This is a genomic window from Rubrivivax soli (genome assembly GCF_049810355.1).
In the GTDB taxonomy this organism is placed as follows: domain Bacteria; phylum Pseudomonadota; class Gammaproteobacteria; order Burkholderiales; family Burkholderiaceae_C; genus Rubrivivax.
This window is the reverse complement of record NZ_CP187368.1, coordinates 789,189-812,963: the sequence shown is the minus strand read 5'-3', so window position 1 is coordinate 812,963 and position 23,775 is coordinate 789,189. Positions and strand designations below refer to the sequence as shown.

23 protein-coding genes and 1 pseudogene are annotated in these 23,775 nt (G+C 71.4%); 7 read left to right on the top strand and 17 right to left on the bottom strand.

What is annotated here, in order from left to right; all coding sequences use genetic code 11:
* The gene (map, locus tag ACPOLB_RS03510) at positions 1 to 861 is read right to left on the bottom strand and encodes a type I methionyl aminopeptidase (RefSeq protein ID WP_425259919.1); all 861 of its coding nucleotides are present in this window, start codon (positions 859 to 861) and stop codon (positions 1 to 3) included.
* A 37-nt stretch (positions 862 to 898) separates the two neighbouring features.
* On the opposite strand from map, the gene purL reads away from it, so the two are divergent.
* Genes purL through ACPOLB_RS03495 form a run of 3 tightly spaced genes read left to right on the top strand, consistent with a single transcriptional unit; the run spans position 899 to position 6,841 of the window.
* Entirely contained in the window at positions 899 to 4,900 is a 4,002-nt protein-coding gene (purL, locus tag ACPOLB_RS03505) for a phosphoribosylformylglycinamidine synthase (RefSeq protein WP_425259918.1), read from the top strand.
* 5 nt (positions 4,901 to 4,905) lie between these two features.
* Positions 4,906 to 5,745, top strand: coding sequence for a metal-dependent hydrolase (locus tag ACPOLB_RS03500; RefSeq protein ID WP_425259917.1), 840 nt, complete (start codon positions 4,906 to 4,908; stop codon positions 5,743 to 5,745).
* Positions 5,746 to 5,770: 25 nt separating this feature from the next.
* Positions 5,771 to 6,841: an NAD(P)H-dependent flavin oxidoreductase gene (locus ACPOLB_RS03495; RefSeq protein ID WP_425259916.1), complete on the top strand. Its 1,071-nt coding sequence runs from the start codon at positions 5,771 to 5,773 to the stop codon at positions 6,839 to 6,841.
* A 24-nt stretch (positions 6,842 to 6,865) separates the two neighbouring features.
* Here the strand turns inward: ACPOLB_RS03495 and ACPOLB_RS03490 are convergent, their stop codons facing one another.
* The 3 genes from ACPOLB_RS03490 to ACPOLB_RS03480 form a co-directional block, all read right to left on the bottom strand.
* On the bottom strand, positions 6,866 to 7,801 hold the full coding sequence (locus tag ACPOLB_RS03490) for a Tim44 domain-containing protein (RefSeq protein ID WP_425259915.1): 936 nt from the start codon (positions 7,799 to 7,801) through the stop codon (positions 6,866 to 6,868).
* A gap of 110 nt (positions 7,802 to 7,911) precedes the next feature.
* The gene (locus ACPOLB_RS03485; RefSeq protein ID WP_425259913.1) at positions 7,912 to 8,718 is read right to left on the bottom strand and encodes a YdcF family protein; all 807 of its coding nucleotides are present in this window, start codon (positions 8,716 to 8,718) and stop codon (positions 7,912 to 7,914) included.
* A gap of 10 nt (positions 8,719 to 8,728) precedes the next feature.
* Complete coding sequence (locus ACPOLB_RS03480) at positions 8,729 to 9,925, bottom strand: acyl-CoA dehydrogenase (RefSeq protein ID WP_425259911.1); 1,197 nt, start codon at positions 9,923 to 9,925, stop codon at positions 8,729 to 8,731.
* A gap of 83 nt (positions 9,926 to 10,008) precedes the next feature.
* Between ACPOLB_RS03480 and msrA the strand changes: the two genes are divergently transcribed.
* On the top strand, positions 10,009 to 10,539 hold the full coding sequence (gene msrA / locus ACPOLB_RS03475; RefSeq protein ID WP_425259909.1) for a peptide-methionine (S)-S-oxide reductase MsrA: 531 nt from the start codon (positions 10,009 to 10,011) through the stop codon (positions 10,537 to 10,539).
* 68 nt (positions 10,540 to 10,607) lie between these two features.
* Here the strand turns inward: msrA and ACPOLB_RS03470 are convergent, their stop codons facing one another.
* Positions 10,608 to 10,952: a hypothetical protein gene (locus ACPOLB_RS03470; protein WP_425259908.1), complete on the bottom strand. Its 345-nt coding sequence runs from the start codon at positions 10,950 to 10,952 to the stop codon at positions 10,608 to 10,610.
* A 5-nt stretch (positions 10,953 to 10,957) separates the two neighbouring features.
* Entirely contained in the window at positions 10,958 to 11,326 is a 369-nt protein-coding gene (locus tag ACPOLB_RS03465; protein ID WP_425259907.1) for a hypothetical protein, read from the bottom strand.
* A 205-nt stretch (positions 11,327 to 11,531) separates the two neighbouring features.
* Here ACPOLB_RS03465 and ACPOLB_RS03460 point away from each other — a divergent pair, with 205 nt between their 5' ends.
* Positions 11,532 to 11,813 (top strand): hypothetical protein, encoded by a 282-nt coding sequence (locus ACPOLB_RS03460; protein WP_425259906.1) that lies wholly within the window; start codon positions 11,532 to 11,534, stop codon positions 11,811 to 11,813.
* Positions 11,814 to 11,823: 10 nt separating this feature from the next.
* On the opposite strand, the gene ACPOLB_RS03455 is transcribed toward ACPOLB_RS03460, so the two are convergent.
* Positions 11,824 to 12,108, bottom strand: a complete 285-nt coding sequence (locus ACPOLB_RS03455) for a helix-hairpin-helix domain-containing protein (RefSeq protein ID WP_425259905.1) — start codon at positions 12,106 to 12,108, stop codon at positions 11,824 to 11,826.
* A 77-nt stretch (positions 12,109 to 12,185) separates the two neighbouring features.
* On the bottom strand, positions 12,186 to 12,872 hold the full coding sequence (lexA, locus tag ACPOLB_RS03450; RefSeq protein WP_425259904.1) for a transcriptional repressor LexA: 687 nt from the start codon (positions 12,870 to 12,872) through the stop codon (positions 12,186 to 12,188).
* Between the two features lie 75 nt (positions 12,873 to 12,947).
* On the opposite strand from lexA, the gene ACPOLB_RS03445 reads away from it, so the two are divergent.
* The gene (locus ACPOLB_RS03445; protein ID WP_425259903.1) at positions 12,948 to 13,925 is read left to right on the top strand and encodes an asparaginase; all 978 of its coding nucleotides are present in this window, start codon (positions 12,948 to 12,950) and stop codon (positions 13,923 to 13,925) included.
* Here ACPOLB_RS03445 and ACPOLB_RS03440 read toward each other — a convergent pair.
* The 3 genes from ACPOLB_RS03440 to ACPOLB_RS03430 form a co-directional block, all read right to left on the bottom strand.
* The gene (locus ACPOLB_RS03440) at positions 13,922 to 14,356 is read right to left on the bottom strand and encodes an organic hydroperoxide resistance protein (protein WP_425259902.1); all 435 of its coding nucleotides are present in this window, start codon (positions 14,354 to 14,356) and stop codon (positions 13,922 to 13,924) included. The genes ACPOLB_RS03445 and ACPOLB_RS03440 overlap by 4 nt on opposite strands.
* Positions 14,357 to 14,397: 41 nt before the next feature.
* On the bottom strand, positions 14,398 to 14,868 hold the full coding sequence (locus ACPOLB_RS03435) for a MarR family winged helix-turn-helix transcriptional regulator (protein WP_425259901.1): 471 nt from the start codon (positions 14,866 to 14,868) through the stop codon (positions 14,398 to 14,400).
* Between the two features lie 67 nt (positions 14,869 to 14,935).
* Positions 14,936 to 15,907: a helix-turn-helix transcriptional regulator gene (locus ACPOLB_RS03430; RefSeq protein ID WP_425259899.1), complete on the bottom strand. Its 972-nt coding sequence runs from the start codon at positions 15,905 to 15,907 to the stop codon at positions 14,936 to 14,938.
* A gap of 98 nt (positions 15,908 to 16,005) precedes the next feature.
* On the opposite strand from ACPOLB_RS03430, the gene ACPOLB_RS03425 reads away from it, so the two are divergent.
* On the top strand, positions 16,006 to 16,470 hold the full coding sequence (locus ACPOLB_RS03425) for a DUF1579 domain-containing protein (RefSeq protein ID WP_425259898.1): 465 nt from the start codon (positions 16,006 to 16,008) through the stop codon (positions 16,468 to 16,470).
* On the opposite strand, the pseudogene ACPOLB_RS03420 reads toward ACPOLB_RS03425, so the two are convergent.
* The 6 genes and pseudogenes from ACPOLB_RS03420 to dapC all read right to left on the bottom strand — a co-directional run bounded on the left by ACPOLB_RS03420 (position 16,454) and on the right by dapC (position 23,747).
* Positions 16,454 to 18,425: pseudogene (locus tag ACPOLB_RS03420) on the bottom strand (ABC-F family ATP-binding cassette domain-containing protein). The gene ACPOLB_RS03425 and the pseudogene ACPOLB_RS03420 sit on opposite strands and share 17 nt — an antisense overlap.
* Complete coding sequence (prmB, locus tag ACPOLB_RS03415; protein WP_425259897.1) at positions 18,422 to 19,297, bottom strand: 50S ribosomal protein L3 N(5)-glutamine methyltransferase; 876 nt, start codon at positions 19,295 to 19,297, stop codon at positions 18,422 to 18,424. Before prmB ends, ACPOLB_RS03420 begins: the two are co-directional and overlap by 4 nt.
* A complete protein-coding gene (dapE, locus tag ACPOLB_RS03410) occupies positions 19,288 to 20,439 on the bottom strand; it encodes a succinyl-diaminopimelate desuccinylase (protein ID WP_425259896.1) in 1,152 nt (383 codons plus the stop codon). Before dapE ends, prmB begins: the two co-directional genes overlap by 10 nt.
* Positions 20,436 to 21,623 carry a PilT/PilU family type 4a pilus ATPase gene (locus ACPOLB_RS03405; RefSeq protein WP_425259895.1) on the bottom strand — a complete coding sequence of 396 codons (1,188 nt, stop codon included), beginning with the start codon at positions 21,621 to 21,623 and terminating at the stop codon, positions 20,436 to 20,438. The genes dapE and ACPOLB_RS03405 overlap by 4 nt, the downstream gene beginning before the upstream one ends.
* A gap of 103 nt (positions 21,624 to 21,726) precedes the next feature.
* Positions 21,727 to 22,548 (bottom strand): 2,3,4,5-tetrahydropyridine-2,6-dicarboxylate N-succinyltransferase, encoded by an 822-nt coding sequence (gene dapD, locus ACPOLB_RS03400; protein ID WP_425259894.1) that lies wholly within the window; start codon positions 22,546 to 22,548, stop codon positions 21,727 to 21,729.
* Entirely contained in the window at positions 22,545 to 23,747 is a 1,203-nt protein-coding gene (gene dapC, locus ACPOLB_RS03395; RefSeq protein WP_425259893.1) for a succinyldiaminopimelate transaminase, read from the bottom strand. Before dapC ends, dapD begins: the two co-directional genes overlap by 4 nt.
* Between the last annotated feature and the right edge of the window lie 28 nt (positions 23,748 to 23,775).

Here is a 23,775-nt window from a genome sequence, read left to right as displayed (position 1 = left end):
TCAGGTGGCCGCGGCGGCCGGCACCGTGGCGCCGCCATAGCCGGCCGGCGCGAACGCCGGCGGCTGCGGGCTGCCGGCCGACACGGTGAGCACCTCGTAGCCGGTCTCGGTGACGAGCACCGTGTGCTCCCACTGCGCCGACAGCGAGCGGTCCTTCGTGACGATGGTCCAGCCGTCGTAGGGGCGGTTGCCCTTGCGGTCTTCCTTGATCTCGCGGCGGCCGGCGTTGATCATCGGCTCGATCGTGAAGATCATGCCCGGCACCAGTTCTTCCAGCGTGCCCGGGCGGCCGTAGTGCAGCACCTGCGGTTCCTCGTGGAAGCGCCGACCCACGCCGTGGCCGCAGAACTCGCGCACCACCGAGAAGCCGGCGTTCTCGGCGAAGGTCTGGATGGCATGGCCGATGTCGCCCAGCCGCGCCCCGGGCTTGACCTTCACGATGCCCTTCCACATGGCATCGAAGGTGATCTGGCACAGGCGCCTGGCCGCGATGCTGCCTTCGCCGACCACGAACATGCGGCTGTTGTCGCCGTGCCAGCCGTCCTTGATGACGGTGACGTCGATGTTGACGATGTCGCCGTTCTTCAGCGGCCTGTCGTCGGGGATGCCGTGGCACACCACGTCGTTCAGGCTCGTGCACAGCGAGGCCGGGTAGGCCGGGTAGCCCGGCGGCTGGTAGCCCAGCGTCGCCGGCACCCCGCCTTGCACGTTGACCATGTGCTCCCGCGCGAGGCGGTCGATCTCCAGCGTGGTGATGCCCGGCCGCACGTGCGGCGTCAGCATGTCCAGCACCTCGGAAGCGAGCCGGCCGGCGAGCCGCATGCCGTCGATCTCGGCGCCGGTTTTGATGGGAATCGTCATCCCGGGATTATCCCACCGGGCCCGTAAAATGCCCGCCATGCTGCCTTCCGCCCTGACACTGATGCACTTCGAGGGCGGCAATGCGCTGTCCGACTTCCGCGCCCGCGCCCTGCTGGCATCGCTGCAGGCCCTGCCCGGTGCGGGCCCGCGCATCACCGGCGTGGCCGCGCGCCACGTGCACTGGGTGGCCTTCGACGCCGCGCCCGCCGCGGCCGACGTCGACAAGCTGGCGGCGCTGCTGACCTACGGCGATGCCTATGCCGGCCCGGACACCGGCGACCTGGTGGTGGTGATGCCGCGCCTGGGCACGGTCTCGCCCTGGGCCAGCAAGGCCAGCGACATCGCACGCAACTGCGGCCTGGCGCTGCACCGGGTGGAGCGTGTCACCGAATTCCGCCTGACGACGAAGAGCGGCCTGCTCGGTGGCGCCAGGCCGCTGGGCGCCGACGAACGCCAGGCCGTGGCCGCGCTGCTGCACGACCGCATGACCGAAAGCGTGGCCTTCGAACGCCAGGACGCCGCGCACCTGTTCGACGCCCGCGAGGCGCCGCCGCTGGAACACGTGGACGTGCTCGGCCGCGGCCGCGCGGCGCTGGTCGATGCCAACGCCACGTTCGGCCTGGCGCTGAGCGACGACGAGATCGACTACCTCGTCGCCGCCTTCACCGGCCTGCAGCGCAACCCGAGCGATGTCGAACTGATGATGTTCGCGCAGGCCAACAGCGAACACTGCCGCCACAAGATCTTCAACGCCGACTTCAGCATCGACGGCCAGCGGCAGCCGCTGAGCATGTTCGGCATGATCCGCCACACCGAGAAGACCAGCCCGCAGCACACGGTGGTGGCCTACAACGACAACGCCGCGGTGATGGAAGGCGGCCCGGTCGAACGCTGGCTGCCGCAGGGCTTCACGAACGCGCCGGCCTACGGCGCGCGTGCCGAAGTGGCGCACGTGCTGATGAAGGTGGAAACGCACAACCACCCGACCGCGATCTCGCCCTTCCCGGGCGCCAGCACCGGTGCCGGCGGCGAGATCCGCGACGAAGGCGCCACCGGCCGCGGGGCCAGGCCGAAGGCCGGCGTCACCGGCTTCTCGGTCAGCAACCTGCACCTGCCAGGCACGGACGAGCCCTGGGAACGCCAGCCCGTCGGCAAGCCCGCGCACATCGCCAGCGCGCTGCAGATCATGACCGAAGGCCCGCTGGGCGGCGCGGCCTTCAACAACGAATTCGGCCGGCCCAACCTGGGCGGCTACTTCCGTGTCTTCGAGCAGACCGTGGCCGGCGTGCGCCGCGGGTACCACAAGCCCATCATGATCGCGGGCGGCCTCGGCACGATCAGCGCCGACCAGACGCACAAGCTGCCCTTCGGTGCCGGCACGCTGCTGGTGCAGCTGGGCGGGCCGGGCATGCGCATCGGCATGGGCGGCGGCGCCGCCAGTTCGATGGCCGCCGGCACCAACACCGCGGCACTCGACTTCGACAGCGTGCAGCGCGGCAACCCCGAGATCCAGCGCCGCGCGCAGGAGGTCATCAACCACTGCTGGGCGCTGGGCGCGCACAACCCGGTGCTGGCGATCCACGACGTCGGCGCCGGCGGCATCAGCAACGCCTTCCCCGAGCTCGTCGACGGGGCCGGGCAGGGCGCGCGCTTCGACCTGCGCCGCGTGCCGCTGGAAGAAAGCGGCCTGGCGCCCAAGGAGATCTGGTGCAACGAGAGCCAGGAGCGCTACGTCCTGGCCGTCAACCCCGACCTGCTGCCCCTGTTCCAGCAGATGTGCGAGCGCGAGCGCTGCCCGTACGCGGTGGTCGGCACCGCCACGTCGGACCGTGCGCTGGTGGTCGACGACGGCAGTGCACCCGTGATCGACATGCCGATGGACGTGCTGCTGGGCAAGCCGCCGAAGATGCACCGCGACGTGCAGCGCGTGGCGCGCAGCGAGACGCCGCTGAACCTGACCGGTGTGGCACTGGCGCAGGTGGCGCTGGACGTGCTGCGCCACCCCACCGTGGCGAGCAAGCGGTTCCTCATCAGCATCGGCGACCGCAGCGTCGGCGGCCTCAACCACCGCGACCCCTTCGTCGGCCCCTGGCAGGTGCCGGTGGCCGACTGCGCCGTGACGCTGGCCGACTTCGCAGGCTTCCGCGGCGAGGCCATGGCGATGGGCGAGCGCACGCCGCTGGCCAGCCTGGACGCACCGGCCTCGGGCCGCATGGCCGTGGCCGAGGCGGTGCTGAACCTGCTGGCCGCGCCGATCGCGTTGCCGCGCGTGAAGCTCAGCGCCAACTGGATGGCGGCCTGCGGCGAGCCCGGCGAAGACGCCGCGCTGTACGAGACCGTGCGCGCCGTGGGCATGGAGCTGTGCCCGGCGCTGGGCATCGGCATCCCGGTGGGCAAGGATTCGCTGTCGATGCGCACGAAGTGGAGCGACGGCGGCGCGCAGCGGCAGGTCACGGCGCCGGTGTCGCTGATCGTCACGGCGTTCGCGTCGCTCGACGACGTGCGCGGTACGCTGACGCCGCAGCTGCAGCGCGGCGACACCACGCTGCTGCTGGTCGACCTGGGCCAGGGCAGGGACCGCATGGCCGGCTCGATGCTGGCCCAGGTGCTGGGCCAGTTCGGCTGCCAGGTGCAGGACGGCGTGCCGGACCTCGACGACCCGCAGGCCCTGCGCGCGCTGGTGGACGCGGTGAACGCGCTGCGCGCGCAAGGTCGGCTGCTGGCCTACCACGACCGCAGCGACGGTGGCCTGTGGGCCACGGTGTGCGAGATGGCCTTCGCCGGGCAGGTCGGGGTGAGCCTGAACGTGGACATCCTGGTGACCGAGGGCGATGGCATCAGCGACAGCCGCGCCGAGGTCGGCGACTCGAAGAACTGGGCCAGCCAGGTCGGCGAGCGCCGGAACGAGCTGACGCTGAAGGCCTTGTTCAACGAGGAGCCCGGCGTGGTGCTGCAGGTGCGGTCGGCCGACCGCGACGCCGTCCTGGCGACGCTGCGCGCGCACGGCCTGAGCCGCCACGCGCATGTCGTCGGCAAGACCAACGACCGCACTGCAGTCGAGGTCTGGCGCGACACCAAGCTGCAGTTCAGCGCGCCGCTGCGCGACCTGCAGCAGCAGTGGGACGAGGTCAGCTGGCGCATCGCGCGCGGGCGGGACAACCCGGCCGCGGCCGACAGCGAGCACGCGGCCGTGGGCGCGATCGACGACCCGGGCCTGCACCTGCACCTGACGTTCGAACCCGCCGAGGACGTCGCAGCGCCGTTCATCGGCGGCGCGAAGCCGAAGGTGGCGATCCTGCGCGAGCAGGGTGTGAACTCGCACCTGGAGATGAGCTACGCGATGCACCTCGCGGGCTTCGAGACCTTCGACGTGCACATGAGCGACCTGCAGGCCGGCCGTGCACGCCTGGCCGTCTTCCAGGCGCTCGTGGCCTGCGGCGGCTTCAGCTACGGCGACACGCTGGGCGCGGGCGAAGGCTGGGCGCGGTCCATCCTGTTCAACGGAGCGCTGGCCGACGCCTTCGCGGCCTTCTTCCAGCGACCGGACACGCTCACGCTGGGCGTGTGCAACGGCTGCCAGATGCTGGCGGCGCTGAGCCCCATCATCCCCGGAGCGCAGGCCTGGCCCAAGTTCACGCGCAACAAGAGCGAGCAGTTCGAGGCCCGGCTGTCGCTGGTGGAAGTGCTGGCCAGCCCGAGCCTGTTCTTCGAAGGCATGGCGGGCAGCCGCATCCCGATCGCGGTGGCGCACGGCGAGGGCTACGCCGACTTCTCGCAGCGCGGCGACGCGGCGGCGGTGCAGCGCGCGCTGCGCTTCGTCGACCACCATGGGCAGGCCACCGAGACCTATCCGTTCAACCCGAACGGCAGCCCGGGCGGCCTCACCGCGGTGACCACCGCCGACGGCCGCTGCACGGCGATGATGCCGCACGCCGAGCGCGTGATCCGCAACGTGCAGATGTCGTGGAGCGGGGGCGACATCTCGGCGCCGAGCCCGTGGCTGCGCATGTTCCGCAACGCGCGCCGGGCGCTGGGCTGACGGCGATGGCAGCGCTCGTCGTGCGCCGCTTGCTGGTCGACCTGAAGACGCCGATCGACCGGCACTGGAACGGCGGCGACGCCTTCCGCACGGCCTTGTTCAACGCGCTGTCGTTCAGCTTTCCCGCCGGCGAGCAGTTCTTCATCGACAGCGTGCGGCTCGGTGCGCAGGACCTGCCAGCCGACCTGCGCGCGGCCTTCGACGACACACTGGCCGGCTTCATCGGCCAGGAAGCCACGCACCGACGCATCCATGCGCTGTTCAACGCACAGCTGGAGGTGCAGGGCTGCGTCAACCGCTGGGAGCCCCGCATCCTGCGCCGCCGCCGCAGGCTCGAGGGTGCCGACGCGCGTGGCTGGGTCGGGGCCACGGCGGCCACCGAGCACCTGACGGCGATCCTGGCCGACCATCTGCTGGTGCACCACGCCACCGTGCTGGCCGGTGCCGAACCACGCCTGCGCGACCTGTGGCTGTGGCACGCCAGCGAAGAGCTGGAACACCGCAGCGCGGCATTCGACCTGTACCGTGCACTGGGGGGCAACGAACGCTGGCGGCGGCGCCTGTTCTTCATCGTCAGCGTCAACTTCGCCATCGACCTGGCGCTGCAGACCGGCCGCCTGCTCTGGCACGACGGCAGCTGGAAGCGCCCGTCGACCTGGGCGAGCGCGGCGCGCACGCTGTTCGGCCGGCACGGCCTGGTGCGGGTCTGCGCCGGGCCGTGGCGCCGCTACCTGGCGGCCGACTTCCACCCCGCGCAGGCCGATGGCTCGGCCGGCGAGCGCTGGCTGGCGGCGCACGCCGCACTGGCACCGCCGGTGCGTGCGGCCGCTGCGCCATCCACCTGACGGCCGTGGAGCGGCCCGCCGCGCGATGCTGACGGCCCGGACCGGCGCCTTCTGCGCACGTTTCGGCCTGCGCCTGCCGCTGCTGCTGGCGCCGATGGCAGGGGTGCCCGCGATCGCCTTGCCGGTGGCGGTGGGGGCCGCCGGCGGCATGGGTGCGCTGGGGGCCTTGCTGCTCGACGCCGCGCAGATCGCCGACTGGGTGGCCCGCTACCGCGCCGCCAGCGCGGCGCCCTTGCAGATCAACCTGTGGGTGCCCGACCCGGCGCCCCAGCGGGATGCGGCCCACGAGGCCGCGGTGCGGGCTTTCCTGGCGGGCTTCGGGCCCGCGGTGCCGGCCAGTGCCGGCGACACGCCGCTGCAGGACTTCGACGCGCAGTGCCGGGCCGTGCTGGCGGCACGACCCGCCGCGGTGTCGTCGATCATGGGTCTGTTCCCCCCGGCCTTCGTGCGGCAGCTGCATGCTGCCGGCATCGCCTGGTTCGCCACCGCCACCACGGTGGCCGAGGCCCGTGCGGCCGAAGCGGCCGGTGCCGACGTCGTGGTGGCCCAGGGCGCAGAAGCCGGCGGGCACCGCGGTGCCTTCGTGGCAGCCGGGGCGGTCGACCGCGCGGTCGGGCTGTTCGCGCTGCTGCCGCAGGTGGTGGACGCGGTGCGGGTGCCGGTGGTCGCCACCGGCGGCATCGCCGATGCGCGTGGTGTCGCCGCGGCGCTGCTGCTGGGGGCGAGCGCGGTGCAGATCGGCACCGGCTTCCTGCGCTGCCCCGAGGCCGGCATTGCACCCGTCTGGGCGCAGGCGCTGCAGGGGCTGGCACCCGAGGACACCCAGCTCACGCGCGCCTTCTCGGGCCGCTGGGGGCGGGCGCTGGCCACCACGTACGTGCGAGCGGCCGCTGCACCGGACGCTCCGCCGCCGGCGCCGTACCCGGTGCAGCGCGGCCTGAGCGCAGCCATGAAAAAGGCGGCCGAAGCCGCCGGGGATGTGCAGAGAATGCAGGCCTGGGCCGGGCAGGGCGCCGGGCTGTCGCAGGCCCTGCCGGCTGCCGAAGTGACGCGTGGGCTCTGCGACGGGGCCCTGGCGTTGCTGGGGCCCCGCTGAGGCCCCGGCACGCCGCTGTCGCGGTCAGGCCTTGCCGGGCTGCTGTTCGATGCCGGCGATGGCCCAGGCGCGGCTGTCGTCGTGCGGCTTCACGAGGTGCCAGACCTCGTCGAACTCCACTGGCGCGGCGCCGGCCTCTTCACGCACCTGGCCGAAGAAGCGCACGCTGACGATCTGGCTGTGGCCATCGTCGGCCACGTCGAGCACCTGGGTGTCGACCTGCACGACGTCGGTGTGCTGGTTGCTGGCGCCCCGCTCCTGCAGGTCGACGCGCAGTTCGGCGAACATCTCGGGCGTCGTGAAGCGGCGCAGGTCGTCGAGGTCGGCACTGTCGTTGGCGGCCTGCATGCGCACGAAGATCGTCTTGGCGATGCGGGCGAACCCTTCGCTGTCGAACGCGGCCGGCACGAAGGCGCGGGCCACCGGGTCGGCGGCGACGGCAGCGGGCGCCACGGCGTCGGCTGCCACCGGCGTCACGGACGGCGACGGGGTGGACGGAGCCGCCGGGGTCGGCCACGCCACCTGCGCACCGCTGCGGGCCATCGTGTTGCCCGCCGGCATGCCGGCCGGCTGCGGCGCCATGCGGCGCATGACCATGCGGATGATGAAGAACGCGGCCACGGCCAGCAGCGCCATCAGCAGGAAGCTGCCCATCGCCTCGCCCATGCCGAGGTGGCTGAACAGCGCGGCCAGGCCCAGGCCGGCGGCCAGGCCGGCCAGCGGGCCCATCCACGAGCGCTTGGGCGTCGCAGCCGCAGCGGCGCCGCCAGCCGTGGCGGGGGCCGCCTGCTGGGCCGGTGCGGCCGGCTTGGCCGGGGGCGCGTCGGGGGCCGTGCGCGCGGGCATGTCGCGCTGCATGCCGGACGACTTGCCGCCGCCCAGGCGCTTGGCCTCGACCAGCGTCGGTGCCAGGCCCACGGCCAGGGAAATCACCAGCGCAGCCAGCCAGGGAGTCTTCATGTCGGGTGTCCTCGTCGTTGGAAGTCGCGCGAGTGTGGGGCAAAGCCGGGCGCCCTCCAATCGGGGCTTGCATGTCCCCGCACCGGGTGGGCCCGCAGGGCCCGGCGGGCTCAGGCGCCGGCGAGGCGGCCCAGCCACTCGTGCAGCACGAGATGGCTCTCGAGCATGCCGTCGCGGCTGGGCAGCCAGTCGTCCAGGCCCAGCCGGCCCGGCGCCCGCAGCCCCATCGGCGCGGCCTGGATCTCCATGGTCACGCCCGAGCGCTGCTGGGCGCGCGCGAAGCCGCCGAGCGCACGCCGCATGTGGAAGCCGTGCGTGACGAGCACGATGCGCTCGACACCGGCCTCGTGCAGCAGCGGCAGCGAGCGTGCGGCGTTTTCGCTGGTGTCGCGGGAGTTGGTCTCGGTCCACTTCAGCGGACGCGCGAACTCGCGTTCGGCGATGCGTGCGGCGATCTCGGCCTCCGACGGGCCCGGCTCGTTGCCGTGGCCCACGCCGCCGCTGAAGCCCAGCGGCAGGCCGGTTTCCTTCGACAGCCAGACACCGTAGCGCAGGCGCTCGATGGACCGCGGCGTGAGGTTGGAGACGCCGTACTCGGGCGCCAGCAGCGAGCGCCCGCCGCCCAGCACCAGGATGGCGGTCTTCTGCGCCTTCTTCAGGTCGCCGATCTCCGACGGGCTCAGCGCACGCGGCGGCATCAGCAGGAAGTTGCTGAGCGCGCCGCTGACGGCCGTGGTCGACAGGGCCCAGAGCGACAGCGTGCCCAGCAGCAGCAGGCTCCAGGCCAGCAGGCGGCTGCGGTACATCAGCCGCGCGCCGACCAGGATCATCAGCAGGAACGGCAGCGGCGGCAGGATCAACGCCGACACGGTCGGCTTCCAGCCCTCGATGCCCAGCGACAGGAAGAGGTCGTTCACGGCCGGGCGATCAGTAGAAGGCCTGCAGGCCGGTCTGCGCACGGCCGAGAATCAGCGCGTGCACGTCGTGCGTGCCTTCGTACGTGTTCACGGTTTCCAGATTGATCATGTGGCGGATGACGTGGTACTCGTCGTGGATGCCGTTGCCGCCGTGCATGTCGCGTGCCATGCGCGCGATGTCCAGCGCCTTGCCGCAACTGTTGCGCTTGATCAGGCTGATCATCTCCGGGGCCGCAGCGTGGTCGTCCATCAGGCGGCCCACGCGCAGGCAGGCCTGCAGGCCGAGCGTGATCTCCGTCTGCATGTCGGCCAGCTTCTTCTGGATCAGCTGGTTCTGCGCCAGCGGGCGGCCGAACTGCTGCCGGTCCAGCGTGTACTGGCGTGCGGCATGCCAGCAGAACTCGGCGGCACCCATCGCGCCCCAGGCGATGCCATAGCGCGCCTTGTTCAGGCAGCCGAACGGGCCCTTCAGGCCGTTCACGTTCGGCAGCAGGTTGGCCTCCGGCACGAACACGTCGTCCATCACGATCTCGCCGGTGATGCTGGCGCGCAGGCTCATCTTGCCTTCGATCTTCGGCGCGGTGAGGCCCTTCATGCCCTTCTCGAGGATGAAGCCGTGGATGCTCTCCTGGCCGCCGACACGGCCGTCGGGGTCGGCCTTCTTGGCCCAGACCACGAAGACGTCGGCGATGGGGCTGTTGGTGATCCACATCTTCGCGCCCTTGAGCAGGTAGCCGCCGTCCACCGGCGTGGCGCGCGTGAGCATGCTGGCGGGGTCGCTGCCGTGGTTGGGCTCGGTGAGGCCGAAGCAGCCGACCCACTCGCCGGTGGCCAGCCTGGGCAGGTACTTCTGGCGCTGCGCCTCGCTGCCGTAGGCGTGGATCGGGTGCATCACCAGCGAGCTCTGCACGCTCATCGCGCTGCGGTAGCCGCTGTCCACGCGCTCGACCTCGCGCGCCACCAGGCCGTAGCAGACGTGGTTGAGGCCGGCGCAGCCGTAGCCTTCGATGGTGCTGCCGAGCAGGCCGAGCTCGCCCATCTCGCTCATGATCGTGCGGTCGAAGGTCTCGTGGCGCGCGGCCATCAGCACCCGCGTCTGCAGCCGTTCCTGGCAGTACGCGTGCGCGGCGTCGCGCACGGCGCGTTCGTCGTCGCTGAGCTGTTGGTCGAAGAGGAAGGGGTCATCCCACTGGAAGGTCGGCTTCATGGACGGAGTCTCCGGATAATCCTGCCAAGTGTAAGGAGTCGGCACACCCGCCGACTGCCTGTCGGGCAACAAGGAGTTCAGGCATGCGCATCGAGACCATCACGCTGGGCGGCGGCTGCTTCTGGTGCACCGAGGCGGTGTACGAGCAGGTCGACGGCGTCGTCGCGGTCGAATCGGGGTACTGCAACGGCCACGTGCTGCAGCCCAGCTACCGCCAGGTCTGCGAAGGCGACACCGGTCATGCCGAGGTGGTGCAGGTGCAGTTCGACGCCGACCGCATCGGGCTGCGCGAGATCCTGGAGATCTTCTTCGTCGTGCACGACCCGACGACGCTGAACCGCCAGGGCAACGACGTCGGCACCCAGTACCGCTCGGGCATCTACTGGCACGCACCCGAGCAGGTGCCCGTGGCGCAGGCGGTGCTGGACGAAGTGAACCGCGCCAGCGGGGGCCGGGTCGTCACCGAACTGCGGCAGCGGCAGAACTACACCCGCGCCGAGGACTACCACCAGCACTACTTCGCCAACAACCCGGGCGCCGGCTACTGCGCCTTCGTGGTGGCGCCGAAGGTCGAGAAGTTCCGGCGCACCTTCCGCGAGCGCGTGAAGGCCTGAGCCGCGGCGCCGTCAGAACGGCGTGATGGTGGGCGGGCCGTCAGAACGGCATGAGGGTATGCGGGCCGTCAGAACGGCCCGAAACCGGTGGTCTGCACGCTGTCGGGGAACAGCGAGTCGAGTTCGCGGCGCAGGGCCTGGCGGTGCTGGCGCGATGCCAGCGAACTGCCGGCCAGCGCCTCGAACACCGGCGCGCGCAGCAGCCACAGGTCGGTGGGCTCTTCGGCCGATCGCACCTGGCGCCGCAGCCACTGGCCCTCGTGGCCGTCGATCCCGGCCACCGCGTCGGCGAAGGTGTTCTTCAGCACCACGAAGGCGCGGCGCGCGGCCACGCGGGCCATGCGGTCGTGCGGCAGGCCGGCGCCGGGCAGGGCGGGCGAGGGCATGAAGTGGCGGGGTTCTGCAGGCAGCATGGTGGTCACAGCGGCACGAAGCCGGAGCGGGGCGCACGGGTGGGGAAGTGGCGGCTCAGCTCGGCCAGGCGTTCGTCGGCGACGGCCTGGTTGTGGCTGATCGCCACGAGGCGGTACACGTCGGCGCGCAGGTGCCACAGTTCGCGCAGCGAGCGCGCCATGGCGACGCGATCGCTCAGGACGCGGCCGTCGAAGCTGTCGACGTCGGCCAGGGCGGTGACGAAGTCGTCGCGCACCGCGGGCAGGCGGTTCAGCGGCGGCGCGGCGTCCTGGGGGGCCGGGGCCAGCAGCCAGAACATCAGGCGTTGCCAGGCGCTGTCGGGCGCATGGCACAGCGAGGGGGGGCGAACCTCGATCCGCTGGCCGGTCGGCATCGACAGGGTGGAGCGGAAGCTCCTGCGGTGTGACAACGTCGTGTTCCTCATGACTCGTGATATCGGACACATCTGTCCGACGCTTGAGCCATTGTCGAAACACCTGGGCACACACGGTGCCCCGAACAACGGGGCCGAACCCGGTCAGTTCCGGCCTGGGCTGGGCGACACTGCGGTCTGTTCAGACCACCCAGGACCTGCCCGGATGCCCAACGCCACCGTGAAGACTGCTCTCGCCGCCGCCGTGCTGGCGGGCGTGGCCGTGCTCAGCAACCCGTCGCCCGAGCGGCACCGCGAGAAGATCAAGGCGGCGGTGGCCGAGCGCAGCCAGCTCGCCGGGCTGCTGCGCCTGGGTGACCTGGCGGCGTTCGCCAGCAGTTACCACTCGGTGGGCGTGGCCTCGTACACGCTGGTGAACGAGCGCCGGCTCAGCTTCGGCATCTTCGGCATGGTCTTCGTCGGCGACCCGACGGCGACCGGCCGCTGAGCCGGAAGCCTCAGACGTTGCCGTAGCGCGCCTTGCGCTCGGCGGTGTACGTCCACCACGGGCGCGGCTCGGCGCCGCGCATGAAGTCGGTGGCGGCGATGAAGGTGTCCAGCACGCAGGGGTCCTGCCGCTTGCCGGTGCGGTGGCACAGCGCCTGGTAGAGCTGGAAGGCGTCGCGCGCAGCGAGCTCGCGCGGGTGCTGCACGCCCAGCAGCCGCAGATCGGCGGCGATCGACGGGCCGATGTTGGGCAACTGCTCCAGCAGTTCGCATTCGTCGGCGTGGCGGGCCTTCATCGGCTTCAGCGCCTTCGGCGGGCGTTCCGGTGCACGTGCAGGGCTGTGCCGGGCGGTGGTCATCGACGGGTGCTGCATCACATCAGCATCGTGTTGCGGATCAGGCCGACGGCGATGCCTTCGAGCTCGAAGTCGGCGTCGGGCGGCACGACGATGGTCTGGAAGTCGGGGTTCTCGGGCAACAGTTCGATGCCGGCCTTGGTGCGGCGCAGCCGCTTCACCGTGACGTCGTCGCCCAGGCGTGCAACGACGATCTGGCCGTTCTTGGCGTCGGTGGCCTTCTGCACCGCCAGCAGGTCGCCGTCCATGATGCCGGCGTCGCGCATGCTCATGCCGCGCACCTTCAGCAGGTAGTCGGGCCGGCGCGGAAACAGCGAGCTTTCGACGACGTAGCTCTGGTCGATGTGTTCCTGCGCCAGGATCGGGCTGCCGGCCGCGACGCGGCCCACCAGCGGCAGCGTCAGCTGCGCCAGGCTGGGCAGCGGCAGGCTGAACTGCTTGCCGTACTGCGACAGCCGCGCCTCGTTCAGCGCACGCAATGTGTCAGACTTCAAGCGGATGCCGCGCGAGGTGCCGCCCACCAGTTCGATGACGCCCTTGCGCGCCAGCGCCTGCAGGTGTTCTTCGGCGGCATTGGCCGACTTGAATCCCAGTTCGGCGGCGATCTCGGCCCGCGTCGGCGGGGCGCCGGTGCGCTCGATGGCGCTTTGCACCAGATCCAGGATCTGCTGCTGGCGGGCGGTGAGCTTGGGGCTGTCGTCCATGGGGTGCGCCTTTGCTGGCCGTTGCCGGCCTGGTGGTTTATCCAGTCACTGTATTTTCATCCAGAGGGCGCTGAAATGCAAAGCCTGTCGTCCGACCGCGTCGTGCTGGTCGCCACCGGGGGCACGATTGCCGGCACCGCGGCGCGGCCGCAGGACCACGTGGGCTACACCGCCGGGGCGCTGGGCGCCGACGATCTGGTCGCCGCGGTGCCGGCGCTGCAGGGCCTGCCGCTGGAAGCGCACACGCTGGCCCGCCTGGACAGCTGCGACATGGACCACGCCACCTGGCACGCGCTGGCACGCTGCCTGGCCGGGCACCTGGCGCGCCCCGAGGTCGCGGGCGTGGTCGTGACGCACGGCACCGACACGCTGGAGGAGACGGCGTACTTCCTGCACCGCACCTTGCGCGCGACCAAGCCGGTGGTGCTGACGGCGGCGATGCGACCGGCCACGGCCGCCTCGCCCGACGGCCCGCAGAACCTGCTCGATGCGGTGACGCTGGCGCGCCGTGGCACGGCGGCCGGCGGCGAGCAGCCGCAGGGCGTGCTGGTGGTGCTGGGCGGCCAGGTGCTCGCCGGCGCCGAGGTGCGCAAGGTGCATGGCTACCGCGTGGACGCGTTCGCCTGCGGCGACGCGGGACCGATCGCGGTGCTGGAGGACGGCGTGCTGCGGCGCTTCCGCGCCTGGCCGGCCCCGCCGGCCGTGCGGGCCGATGTGCTGGAGCGCGACCCGGCGACCTGGCCGGCGGTCGACATCGTCACCAGCCACGCCGGTGCGCGCGGCGCGGTGGTCGACGCGCTGGTGGCCGCCGGCGCGCGGGGCCTCGTGATCGCCGGCACCGGCAACGGCAGCGTGCACCGGCTGGTGCTGGACGCCGCCCGCCGCGCCGAAGCGCAGGGCGTGCGGGTGTGGCGGGCCTCGCGGTGCGTGCTCGGCGGCGTGGTCGGCAGCCCGCCGGGCGCGCTGCCTTCGGCCGGGCCGCTGACGCCGGCGCAGGCACGGGTCGAGCTGCTGCTCGACCTGCTGGCCGCGGGCTCCGCCGCGTCGGCTTAGACGACCGTCAGCGCGACGTCGATGTTGCCGCGCGTGGCGTTCGAGTACGGGCAGACCTCGTGGGCGGTCTTCACCAGCGCCTCGGCCGCGGCGCGCTCCATGCCGGGGATGCTGATGGCCATCGCGACGCTGATGCCGAAGGCGCCGGCCTTGCCGGTCATCGGCCCGATGCTGACGTCGGCCGTGATGCTCACCTCGGCAGGCAGCTTGATCTTCTGCATGCCGGCCACGGCCTTCATGGCGCCGATGAAGCACGCCGAATAGCCGGCCGCGAACAGTTGCTCGGGGTTGGTGCCCGGGCCGCTGTCGCCGCCCAGTTCCTTGGGCGTGGACAGCGTGGCCTCCAGGCGGCCGTCGGACGACTTCGTGGTGCCGGCGCGGCCGCCGGTGGATGTGGCTTGGGCGGTGTAGAGGGCTTTGTCGATGGCCATGGTGCTTCCTTTTGCAGGCGGGGTGGAATGCGCTGCCCGGATCAGGCAGCGCGCGGGGTGGAGTTCTGGATCTGCAGGCGCAGCGCCTGCAACCGGGTGGTGAGCGCGGCCAGCTCGTCGAGCGCGCAGCCGCTGGCGCAGGCCACGGCTTCGGGCACGGCGACGGCCCGCGTCTTCAGCGTGCGGCCGGCGGCTGTCAGGCGCAGCAGCACACGCCGCTCGTCCGCACTGTCGCGCAGCCGCTGCAGCAGCCCCGCGCCTTCCAGCCGCTTCAGCAGCGGGGTCAGCGTGCCGGAGTCGAGCGCGAGCCGTTCACCGATGTGCGAGACGGTGACGCCGTCACCTTCCCACAGCACCAGCATCACCAGGTATTGCGGATAGGTCAGGCCCAGCGGGTCGAGCAGCGGCTTGTAGAGCTTGGTCATCGCCAGCGACGCCGAATACAGCGCGAAGCAGAGCTGGTGGTCCAGCTGCAGCCACGTGCTGCGGTCGGGGGTGGATGGGCGTGCCATGGGTTGAAATGTAGATCGCAATTGAATTGTGTGCAATGTAATAACCCTGCGGCCGACGATGCCGGTGTCACGGGCCGTGCATCGCGGCCATCTGCCGCACCTCGGCCAGCAGCCGCGCGCGCAAGGCGGCGGGCGCCAGCACCTCGGCGTCGGCGCCCAGCTGCAGCAGTTCGTGAACGGCGTGCTGCACCGACTCGATGGGCACCTCGACCTCGACCCACCCTGCGTGGTCGCACGGCGCCGCACTGTCCAGCGCTGCCTGTGCCACGGCAGCGCCCAGCCGGCGCAGGCGCGCGAAGCCGGCTTCGCTGACGCGCAGCCGTGCCGTGCCGGTGACCACTCCGGCCTCGAAGCGCGCGGCGTTGCTGCGCCAGCACGCGGCCAGATCGAAACCCTCGGGGGTGGCGAACTCCACATCGAGCACCTGCAGCGTCTCGACCGCCGCGAGCCGGAACACCGCCGGCGTGTCGCGCGCGGCCGTGCGCGCCACCACGTACCACGTGCCTGCCTTCAGCACCAGGCCCAGCGGATCGACGATGCGGTCGCTGACCTGCTGCCAGCTGGCATAGCGCATCGCGACGCGGCGCCGGGTCCACACCGCTTCGGCCATCGCCTGCAGGTGCACCGGAGGCGCCGTGCTGCGGAACCAGTCCACCGGGTCGAGGTGGAACAGCTGCGCCATGCGGCCCGCGTCGGCGCGGGCATCGGCCGGCAACGCCGCGAGCAGCTTGCGCTGTGCTTCCACCATCGCCGGGCCCAGGCCGAGTTCGGCGGCCGGCCCCGGCAGGCCGGCCAGGGCCGCGGCGCGCGCCTCGGGGGCCGTGAGCCCGGTGGCCTGGGCCTGCCAGCCGGCGCGCAGGCAGATGCCGCCTGCGCGGCCGGGCTCGGCCCAGACCGGCACGCCCGCTGCGCTGAGCTGGTCGATGTCGCGGTAGATCGTGCGCACCGAGACCTCGGTGGCCTCGGCGAGCGCGCGCGCGCTGCAACGGCCCCGGGCCTGCAGCAGCATCAGCAGGGTGAGCAGGCGGCTGGCGCGCATGCCGGCAGTGTCGCTGCAAATGCTGACATACGGTGTCAAGGTTGCGCCGGCAGCATGGCGCCTCGTCATCACAGCCCCGCGCTGCAGGAGCCTCCGCCATGTCCCTCGCCACCGACTTCGACTTCTTCCACGGCGCCTGGTCCGTGCAGCACCGCCGCCTGGCGCGGCGGCTGGCGGGCTGCGACGACTGGCAGCACTTCGGCGGCCATTGCACCGTGGTGCCGTTGCTGGGCGGGCAGGGCAACGTCGACGACAACCTGCTCGACCTGCCCGGCGGCGCCTACCGCGCGGCCACCCTGCGGGCCTTCGACCCCGCCACGCGCCTGTGGTCGATCTGGTGGCTGGACGGCCGCGCGCCGGCGCAACTGGGCGTGCCCATGGTTGGCAGCTTCGACGGCGGCCGCGGCGTCTTCCATGCCGACGAGACCTTCGAAGGCCGGCCGATCCGGGTGCGCTTTCACTGGACCGCAGGCACCACGCCGCGCTGGGAGCAGGCGTTTTCGCAGGACGGTGGCGCCAGCTGGGAGACCAACTGGACGATGGACTTCAGCCGGCTGCCGTGATGCGCTCGATCTCGGTCTGCAGTTCCAGCCAGCGCTCCTCGAGCTTGGCGACCTCGGCAGCGATGTGGTTGAGCCGGCGGCCGGCCTCGGCGATCTCGCTGCCCGGGCGCTTGCCGGCGGCCAGCGTCGCTTCCAGCGCGGTGCGCTCTGCCGCCAGCAGTTCCATGCGGGCGTTCGATCTGCTGCACCTCCACCCGCAGCGGGCGGGTGCGGTTGGCGATCTGCGACCGCGACTGTGCCGCCTGCTTGCGGTCGTCGCGCGGCGCGGATGCCGACGCCTGGCGCGCAACGGCGGGCGCTGCCACTGGGGCCGGTGCCGGCGCCGCGGCGCTGCGCGGCGCGGCGGGCGGCTCCTGGCCCTTGGCCAGCGCGCGCGACACGTCCAGCAGCCAGCGCTGGTAGTCGTCGAGGTCACCGTCGAAGGGCTGCACGCCGCCGCGCGTGACGAGCCAGAACTCGTCGCAGGTCTCGCGCAGCAGCGCACGGTCGTGGCTGACCAGCATCACCGTGCCCTCGAACTCGTTCAGCGCCATCGACAGGGCCTCGCGCGTGGTCAGGTCGAGGTGGTTGGTGGGCTCGTCCATCAGCAGCAGGTTGGGGCGCTGCCAGACCAGCATCGCCAGCACCAGCCGTGCCTTCTCGCCGCCAGAGAGCGATCCCACGGCCTGGTTGACCATGTCGCCGACGAAGCGGAACTTGCCGAGGAAGTCGCGCAGTTCCTGTTCTCGCGCCTGCGGTCCGACATCGCGCGCCAGCCGCACCATGTGCATGAGCGGGCCGTCGTCGAGCTGCAGCACGTCGAGTTCCTGCTGCGCGAAGTAGCCGATGACCAGGCCCTTGCCTTCGGTGACCGTACCGGCCAGCGCCGGCAGCGCGTGCGCGATGGTCTTCACCAGCGTCGACTTGCCCTGGCCGTTGGCACCCAGGATGCCGATGCGCTGGCCCGCCAGCACCGAGCGGCTGACGCCGTTGACGATGGGCGTCGTGCCGTAGCCGCAGACCAGGCCGTCGAAGCTGAGCATCGGGTTCGGAAGGCTCTGCGGCTCGCGGAACTCGAACTGGAAGTCGCTGGCCGTCAGCACCGGCGCCAGCTTCTCCATGCGCGCCAACGCCTTCACGCGGCTCTGTGCCTGCTTGGCCTTGCTGGCCTTGGCCTTGAAGCGGTCGATGAACTTCTGCAGGTGCGCCATGCGCTCCTGCTGCTTGCCGTAGGCCGCGGCAGCCTGCGCCATGCGCTCGGCGCGCATCTCCTCGAACGCCGTGTAGTTGCCCGTGTAGCGCGTCAGCGTGGTCTCGTCCAGGTGCACGGTGACCTTGGTGACGGCGTCGAGGAACTCGCGGTCGTGGCTGATCACGACCATGAGCCCGTCGAAGCGCTTCAGCCAGGCTTCCAGCCAGACCAGCGCGTCCAGGTCCAGGTGATTGGTGGGCTCGTCCAGCAGCAGCAGGTCGGCCGGGCACATCAGCGCGCGCGCCAGCTGCAGCCGCATGCGCCAGCCGCCCGAGAAGCTGTTGACCGGCTTGTCCAGCTCGGCGCCCTTGAAGCCCAGGCCCATCAGCAGCGCCTGCGCGCGTGCCGGGGCGTCGAAGGCGCCGGCTTCGTCCAGCGCCATGTGCGCGTGCGCCATCGCCTCGCCGTCGCCGCTGGCTTCGGCGGCGTGCAGCTCGGCCTGCGCGGCCATCAGCGGCAGGTCGCCCTGCAGCACGAAGTCGGTCGCGCCGTCCTCGGTCTCGGGCATGTTCTGCGCCACCTCGCCGACGCGCCAGCGCGGCGGGATCTCGACGTCGCCGGCGTCGGCGTGCAGGCGGTCGGTCATCAGCGCAAACAGGCTGGACTTGCCGGCGCCGTTGCGGCCGATCAAGCCGACCTTTTCGCCGGGCTGCAGCGTGACGCTGGCGTTCTGCAGCACGACCTTGGTGCCGCGGCGCAGCGTGATGTTGCGCAGCGTGATCATGCGAAGGAGTCTCGGGTCAAGAGGAGAACCTGGTCGTCCCCGGCGCTGGTGGACAACCAGACCGGGTGCAGTTGGGGGAAGGCGGCCTCGAAGTAGGCGCGCTCGTGGCCGATCTCGAGCACCAGCACGCCCTGCGGGCTCAGCTGGCTGGCCACGCCGCGCAGCAGCGTGCGCACGAAGTCCATGCCGTCGCTGCCACCGTCGGCGTTGCCGTCCAGCGCCAGTGCGGGTTCGGCGCGGAACTCGGGCGGCAGCGCCGCCATCGAGGCCCGGTTGACGTAGGGCGGGTTGCACAGGATCAGGTCGTAGACCCGCCCGGGCACCGCCGCCAGGCCGTCGCCCTGGTGCAGCGTGATCCGGTCGCCGAGCCCGTGGCGCGCCACGTTCTTCGACGCCACGGCCAGCGCGTCGGCCGAGAGGTCGGCCGCGTCGACCACCACCTCGGGCCAGGCGAGCGCGGCCAGCACGGCCAGGCTGCCGTTGCCAGTGCACAGGTCGAGCACGTGCCGGGTCTGGTCGGACAGCCAGACGTCGAGCGTGCCGTCGGCCAGCGGCTCGGCGATCAGAGAACGCGGCACGATGACACGCTCGTCGACGAAGAAGGGCACGCCCTGCAGCCAGGCTTCCCCGGTGAGGTAGGCCGCGGGGCGGCGGCTCGCGATGCGCTCGGCCACCAGCGCCTCCACCGCAAGCACCTGGTCGGGCGCCAGCGCGTGCTCGGCCACCTCGTCCAGCGCATCGAGCGGGTGGCCCAGCTTCCACAGCACCAGCCACGCCGCTTCGTCGAAGGCATTGGTCGTGCCGTGCCCAAAACAAACGCCCGCCTGGTCGAGGCGGGCGGCTTGCGTGTCGATCAGCTCGATCAGCCGCATGGCAGGAAGCGCTCCAGCGTGCCGCGGTAGATGTCCTTCAGCCGCTCGACGTCGGCCACCAGCACCCGCTCGTCGATCTTGTGGATGGTGGCGTTGATCGGGCCGAACTCCACCACCTGCGGGCAGATGCGGAAGATGAAGCGTCCGTCCGAGGTGCCTCCCGTCGTGGACAGCTCGGTCTGCACGCCGCACTCGGCGGCGATGGCCGCGCCGAGGGCCTCGGTCAGCGTGCCGGGCGTCGTGAGGAAGGGCTCGCCGCCCAGCGTCCAGGCCAGCGTGGTGCGCAGGCCGTGGCGGTCGAGCACGGCCTGCAGTCGCGTCTTCAGGCTGTCGGCGGTGCTCTCGGTGCTGAAGCGGAAGTTGAAGTCGACCACCACGTCCCCCGGGATGACGTTGGTGGCGCCGGTGCCCGCATGGATGTTGCTGACCTGCCAGCCCGTGGGCGGGAAGAACGCGTTGCCCTCGTCCCAGCGCATCGCCACCAGCTCGGCCAGTGCCGGCGCCAGGCGGTGGATCGGGTTGTCGGCCAGCTGCGGGTAGGCGATGTGCCCCTGCACGCCGTGCACCGTGAGCCTGCCCGACAGCGTGCCGCGGCGGCCGTTCTTGATGACGTCGCCCAGCGTCTGCACCGAGGTCGGCTCGCCGACGATGCAGGCGTCGAGCCGCTCGCCACGCGCGCGCAGGGCCTCGACGATGCGCACGGTGCCGTCGACCGACGGGCCTTCCTCGTCGCTCGTGATCAGCAGCGCGATGCTGCCGCCGTGATCGGGGTGCGCGGCGACGAACTCCTCGGCCGCGACGACGAAGCACGCGATCGAGGTCTTCATGTCCGCGGCGCCGCGGCCGTACAGGTGGCCGTCGCGGTGGCTGGGCACGAAGGGGTCGCTGGTCCAGCGCTCCAGCGGGCCGGTGGGCACGACGTCGGTGTGGCCCGCGAACCCGAGCACCGGCCCCGGGTGCGCGCCGCGGCGCACGGCCCACAGGTTGGTGACACGGGCATCCGACGGCCCGCAGACCAGCGTCTCGCACGCGAAGCCGGCGGCCGACAGCCGCTGGATCAGCAGCTCCTGGCAGCCGGCGTCGTCGGGCGTGACCGAGGGGCGTGCGATCAGCGCCTCGGTCAGGCGCAGCGCAGCGTTCACTTCGGCACCACCCAGGGTGCGGCCTGGGTGCGCGTGTCCTCGGGCCGCACCTCGATCGTGATGTCGGTGAAGGTGGCCTGGTCGGGCTCTTCCTTCTTCGGCGACACACGCGAGATCTGCGTCGTCTCGTTCTGCAGCCGCCACAGCAGGTTGGTCGGCGAATCGGCGTTGGCCAGGCCTTCGTCGCGGCTGATGATGCCTTCGTTGATGAGCCGTGCGATGTCCTGCTCGAAGGTCTGCGAGCCTTCGGCCATGCTCTTCTCGACCGCTTCCTTGACGCCGCCGAGGTCGCCCTTCTCGATCAGCTCGGACACCAGCTTGGTGTTCAGCAGCACCTCGATGGCCGGCACGCGGCCACCGGCGCTGGCGCGCAGCAGGCGCTGCGAGATGATGGCGCGCAGGCCCGACGACAGGTCCGACAGCAGCGTCGGCCGGGCTTCGGGCGAATAGAACGACAGGATGCGGCCGAGCGCGTGGTAGCTGTTGTTCGCGTGCAGCGTGGCCAGCACCAGGTGGCCCGACAGCGCGTACGAGATCGCGCTGGTCATGGTCTCGCGGTCGCGGATCTCGCCGATCAGGATGCAGTCGGGCGCCTGGCGCAGTGCGTTCTTCAGTGCCGTCTGCAGGCTGGCGGTGTCGCGGCCGACCTCGCGCTGGTTGACGATGGACTTCTTGTTCGTGAACAGGAACTCGATCGGGTCCTCGATGGTGAGGATGTGGCCCGTGACCTGCTGGTTGCGCCACTCCAGCATCGACGCCAGCGTGGTGCTCTTGCCGGTGCCGGTGGCGCCCACCATCAGGATCAGGCCGCGCTTTTCCACCACCAGCTGGCTCAGCAGCGGCGGCAGGCCCAGGCTCTCGAGCTGCGGGATGTCGTGCGGGATGCAACGGAACACCGCGGCGATGGTGCCGCGCTGCTTGAACGCCGAGAGCCGGAAGCTGCCCACGCGTGCCAGCCCGATGCCGACGTTCAGCTCGCCGGTGTCGTCCAGCTCTTCCAGCTGCTGCGGGCTCAGCAGCTCGGCCAGCAGCTGGCGCGTCTGCGTCACGGTCAGCACCTGGTCCGACAGCTGCATGATCTGACCGTGGATCTTGATCAGGATCGGCGTGTTGGCCGACATGTAGACGTCGGACGCGTTCTTCTCCGCCATCAGACGGAGCACTCGCTCCATGTTGCCACTCATAGTGCCCCCACGCTCCCTTCGGTCGCTGCCCCCCGGGGGGGCGCTTGCAGCGGACCGGCGAAGCCGGATCCACGCAAGGCCTTGGCCGGACACTGCATGGCGTTCACGCCCGCAGAAGGTCGTTGATGCTGGTCTTGGCGCGTGTCTCGGCCGTGACCTGCTTGACGATGACGGCGCAGTACAGGCTGTGGCTGCCGTCGGCGGCCGGCAGCGAGCCGCTGACCACGACGCTGCCGGCGGGGATGCGGCCGTAGCTGATCTCCCCGGTCATGCGGTTGTAGATCTTGGTGCTCTGGCTGATGTAGACGCCCATGCTGATCACCGAGTTCTCCTCGACGATCACGCCTTCCACCACTTCCGAGCGCGCGCCGATGAAGCAGTTGTCCTCGATGATGGTCGGGTTGGCCTGCAGCGGTTCGAGCACGCCGCCGATGCCGACGCCGCCCGACAGGTGCACGTTCTTGCCGATCTGCGCGCAGCTGCCCACGGTGGCCCAGGTGTCGACCATGGTGTTCTCGTCGACGTAGGCGCCGATGTTCACGTAGCTCGGCATCAGCACCACGTTCTTCGCCAGGAAGGCGCCGCGGCGCGCCACCGCCGGCGGCACGATGCGCACACCGCTGGCGCGCACGGCCTCGTCGTCGATGTGGCTGAACTTGGTCTTCACCTTGTCGAAGAAGGTCAGGTCGCCGGCGTGCATGACCTGGTTGTCGTTCAGGCGGAAGCTCAGCAGCACCGCCTTCTTGATCCACTGGTTCACGGTCCACTGGCCCACGCCCTGGCGCTCTGCCACGCGCAGGCGGCCGGCGTTGAGGTCGCCGATCACCTGTTCGACGGCTTCGCGCACGGCCGGCGCGTTGGTGGCGTTGATCGTGGCGCGCTGGTCCCAGGCCAGGTCGATCACGCTCTGCAGGTCTTGGCTCATCGGAGGCTTTCTGTGTAGGAGACGATGCGCCGGGCGGCTTCGAGGCATTCCTCGACGCCGGCCACCAGCGCCATGCGGATGCGGCCCGTGCCCGGGTTCGCGGGGCGGTGGCCCGCGACCTCGCGGGCCAGCAGGCTGCCGGGCAGGACCGTCACATTGTATTGAGCGAGCAGGCCCTGGGCGTAGGCGATGTCGTCCGTGCCCGGCACGGCGGCCCAGAGGTAGAAGCCGGCGTCCGGCAGCCGCACGTCCAGCACCTGCTGCAGCACCGGCGTGACCGCGGCGAACTTCTCGCGGTACAGGTGCCGGTTGGCCACCACGTGCGCCTCGTCGTTCCAGGCTGCGATGCTGGCGTGCTGCACCATCGGGCTCATCGCGCTGCCGTGGTAGGTGCGGTACAGCAGGAAGGCCTTCATCAGCGCCGCATCGCCGGCCACGAAGCCGGCGCGCAGCCCCGGCACGTTGCTGCGCTTGGACAGGCTGGTGAAAGCCACGAGGCGGCGGAAGTCGCGCCGGCCGAGCCGCCAGGCGGCTTCCAGGCCGCCCAGCGGCGGCTCGTCGCGGAAGTAGATCTCGGAGTAGCACTCGTCGCTGGCGATCACGAAGCCGTGGCGGTCGCTCAGCGCGAACAGCTGCTCCCATTCCGACAGCGGCATCACCGCGCCGGTGGGATTGCCGGGCGAGCACACGTACAGCAGCTGCGTGCGGGACCAGGTGGCCTCGTCGATGGCGCTCCAGTCGGCGGCGAAGTTGCGCGCCGGGTCGCTGGGGGCGAAGGCCGTCTGGGCGCCTGCGAGCAGGGCCGCGCCTTCGTAGATCTGATAGAACGGATTCGGCGCCACCACCGTGGCGCCGGGCCGCGTGGGGTCGATCACCGTCTGCGCGAAGGCAAACAGCGCCTCGCGCGAGCCGTTCACCGGCAGCACCTGTGTGGCCGCGTCGACCTCGATGCCGTAGCGTCGCTGCAGCCAGCCGGCGCAGGCGGCACGCAGTGCGGGGTCGCCGGCGGTGGCGGGGTAGGTCGACAGCATGCCGATGCCTTGGCGCAGCGCCTCTTCCACCAGGGCCGGCGTGGCGTGTCGTGGTTCACCGATGCCCAGGCTGATGGGCCGCAGCGCCGGGTTGGGGGTGATGCCGTGCGTCAGCGCGCGCCAGCGTTCGAAGGGGTAGGGGTGCAGGCGCGCCAACAGCGGATTCATGCCGGGGATTATCCTGGAGGCACCACGA

Excerpts from the sequence above, each read along its gene's own strand:
- ACPOLB_RS03480 (WP_425259911.1), bottom strand. The coding sequence starts at position 9,925 with ATGAAGCCGACCTTCCAGTGGGATGACCCCTTCCTCTTCGACCAACAG.
- purL (WP_425259918.1), top strand. The coding sequence starts at position 899 with ATGCTGCCTTCCGCCCTGACACTGATGCACTTCGAGGGCGGCAATGCG.
- ACPOLB_RS03460 (WP_425259906.1), top strand. The coding sequence starts at position 11,532 with ATGCCCAACGCCACCGTGAAGACTGCTCTCGCCGCCGCCGTGCTGGCG.
- map (WP_425259919.1), bottom strand. The coding sequence starts at position 861 with ATGACGATTCCCATCAAAACCGGCGCCGAGATCGACGGCATGCGGCTC.
- dapC (WP_425259893.1), bottom strand. The coding sequence starts at position 23,747 with ATGAATCCGCTGTTGGCGCGCCTGCACCCCTACCCCTTCGAACGCTGG.
- ACPOLB_RS03490 (WP_425259915.1), bottom strand. The coding sequence starts at position 7,801 with ATGAAGACTCCCTGGCTGGCTGCGCTGGTGATTTCCCTGGCCGTGGGC.
- ACPOLB_RS03495 (WP_425259916.1), top strand. The coding sequence starts at position 5,771 with ATGCTGACGGCCCGGACCGGCGCCTTCTGCGCACGTTTCGGCCTGCGC.
- ACPOLB_RS03425 (WP_425259898.1), top strand. The coding sequence starts at position 16,006 with ATGTCCCTCGCCACCGACTTCGACTTCTTCCACGGCGCCTGGTCCGTG.
- ACPOLB_RS03405 (WP_425259895.1), bottom strand. The coding sequence starts at position 21,623 with ATGAGTGGCAACATGGAGCGAGTGCTCCGTCTGATGGCGGAGAAGAAC.
- ACPOLB_RS03435 (WP_425259901.1), bottom strand. The coding sequence starts at position 14,868 with ATGGCACGCCCATCCACCCCCGACCGCAGCACGTGGCTGCAGCTGGAC.
- ACPOLB_RS03430 (WP_425259899.1), bottom strand. The coding sequence starts at position 15,907 with ATGCGCGCCAGCCGCCTGCTCACCCTGCTGATGCTGCTGCAGGCCCGG.
- ACPOLB_RS03455 (WP_425259905.1), bottom strand. The coding sequence starts at position 12,108 with ATGAAGGCCCGCCACGCCGACGAATGCGAACTGCTGGAGCAGTTGCCC.
- lexA (WP_425259904.1), bottom strand. The coding sequence starts at position 12,872 with ATGGACGACAGCCCCAAGCTCACCGCCCGCCAGCAGCAGATCCTGGAT.
- msrA (WP_425259909.1), top strand. The coding sequence starts at position 10,009 with ATGCGCATCGAGACCATCACGCTGGGCGGCGGCTGCTTCTGGTGCACC.
- ACPOLB_RS03500 (WP_425259917.1), top strand. The coding sequence starts at position 4,906 with ATGGCAGCGCTCGTCGTGCGCCGCTTGCTGGTCGACCTGAAGACGCCG.
- ACPOLB_RS03445 (WP_425259903.1), top strand. The coding sequence starts at position 12,948 with ATGCAAAGCCTGTCGTCCGACCGCGTCGTGCTGGTCGCCACCGGGGGC.
- prmB (WP_425259897.1), bottom strand. The coding sequence starts at position 19,297 with ATGCGGCTGATCGAGCTGATCGACACGCAAGCCGCCCGCCTCGACCAG.
- dapD (WP_425259894.1), bottom strand. The coding sequence starts at position 22,548 with ATGAGCCAAGACCTGCAGAGCGTGATCGACCTGGCCTGGGACCAGCGC.
- ACPOLB_RS03470 (WP_425259908.1), bottom strand. The coding sequence starts at position 10,952 with ATGCTGCCTGCAGAACCCCGCCACTTCATGCCCTCGCCCGCCCTGCCC.
- ACPOLB_RS03465 (WP_425259907.1), bottom strand. The coding sequence starts at position 11,326 with ATGCCGACCGGCCAGCGGATCGAGGTTCGCCCCCCCTCGCTGTGCCAT.
- ACPOLB_RS03440 (WP_425259902.1), bottom strand. The coding sequence starts at position 14,356 with ATGGCCATCGACAAAGCCCTCTACACCGCCCAAGCCACATCCACCGGC.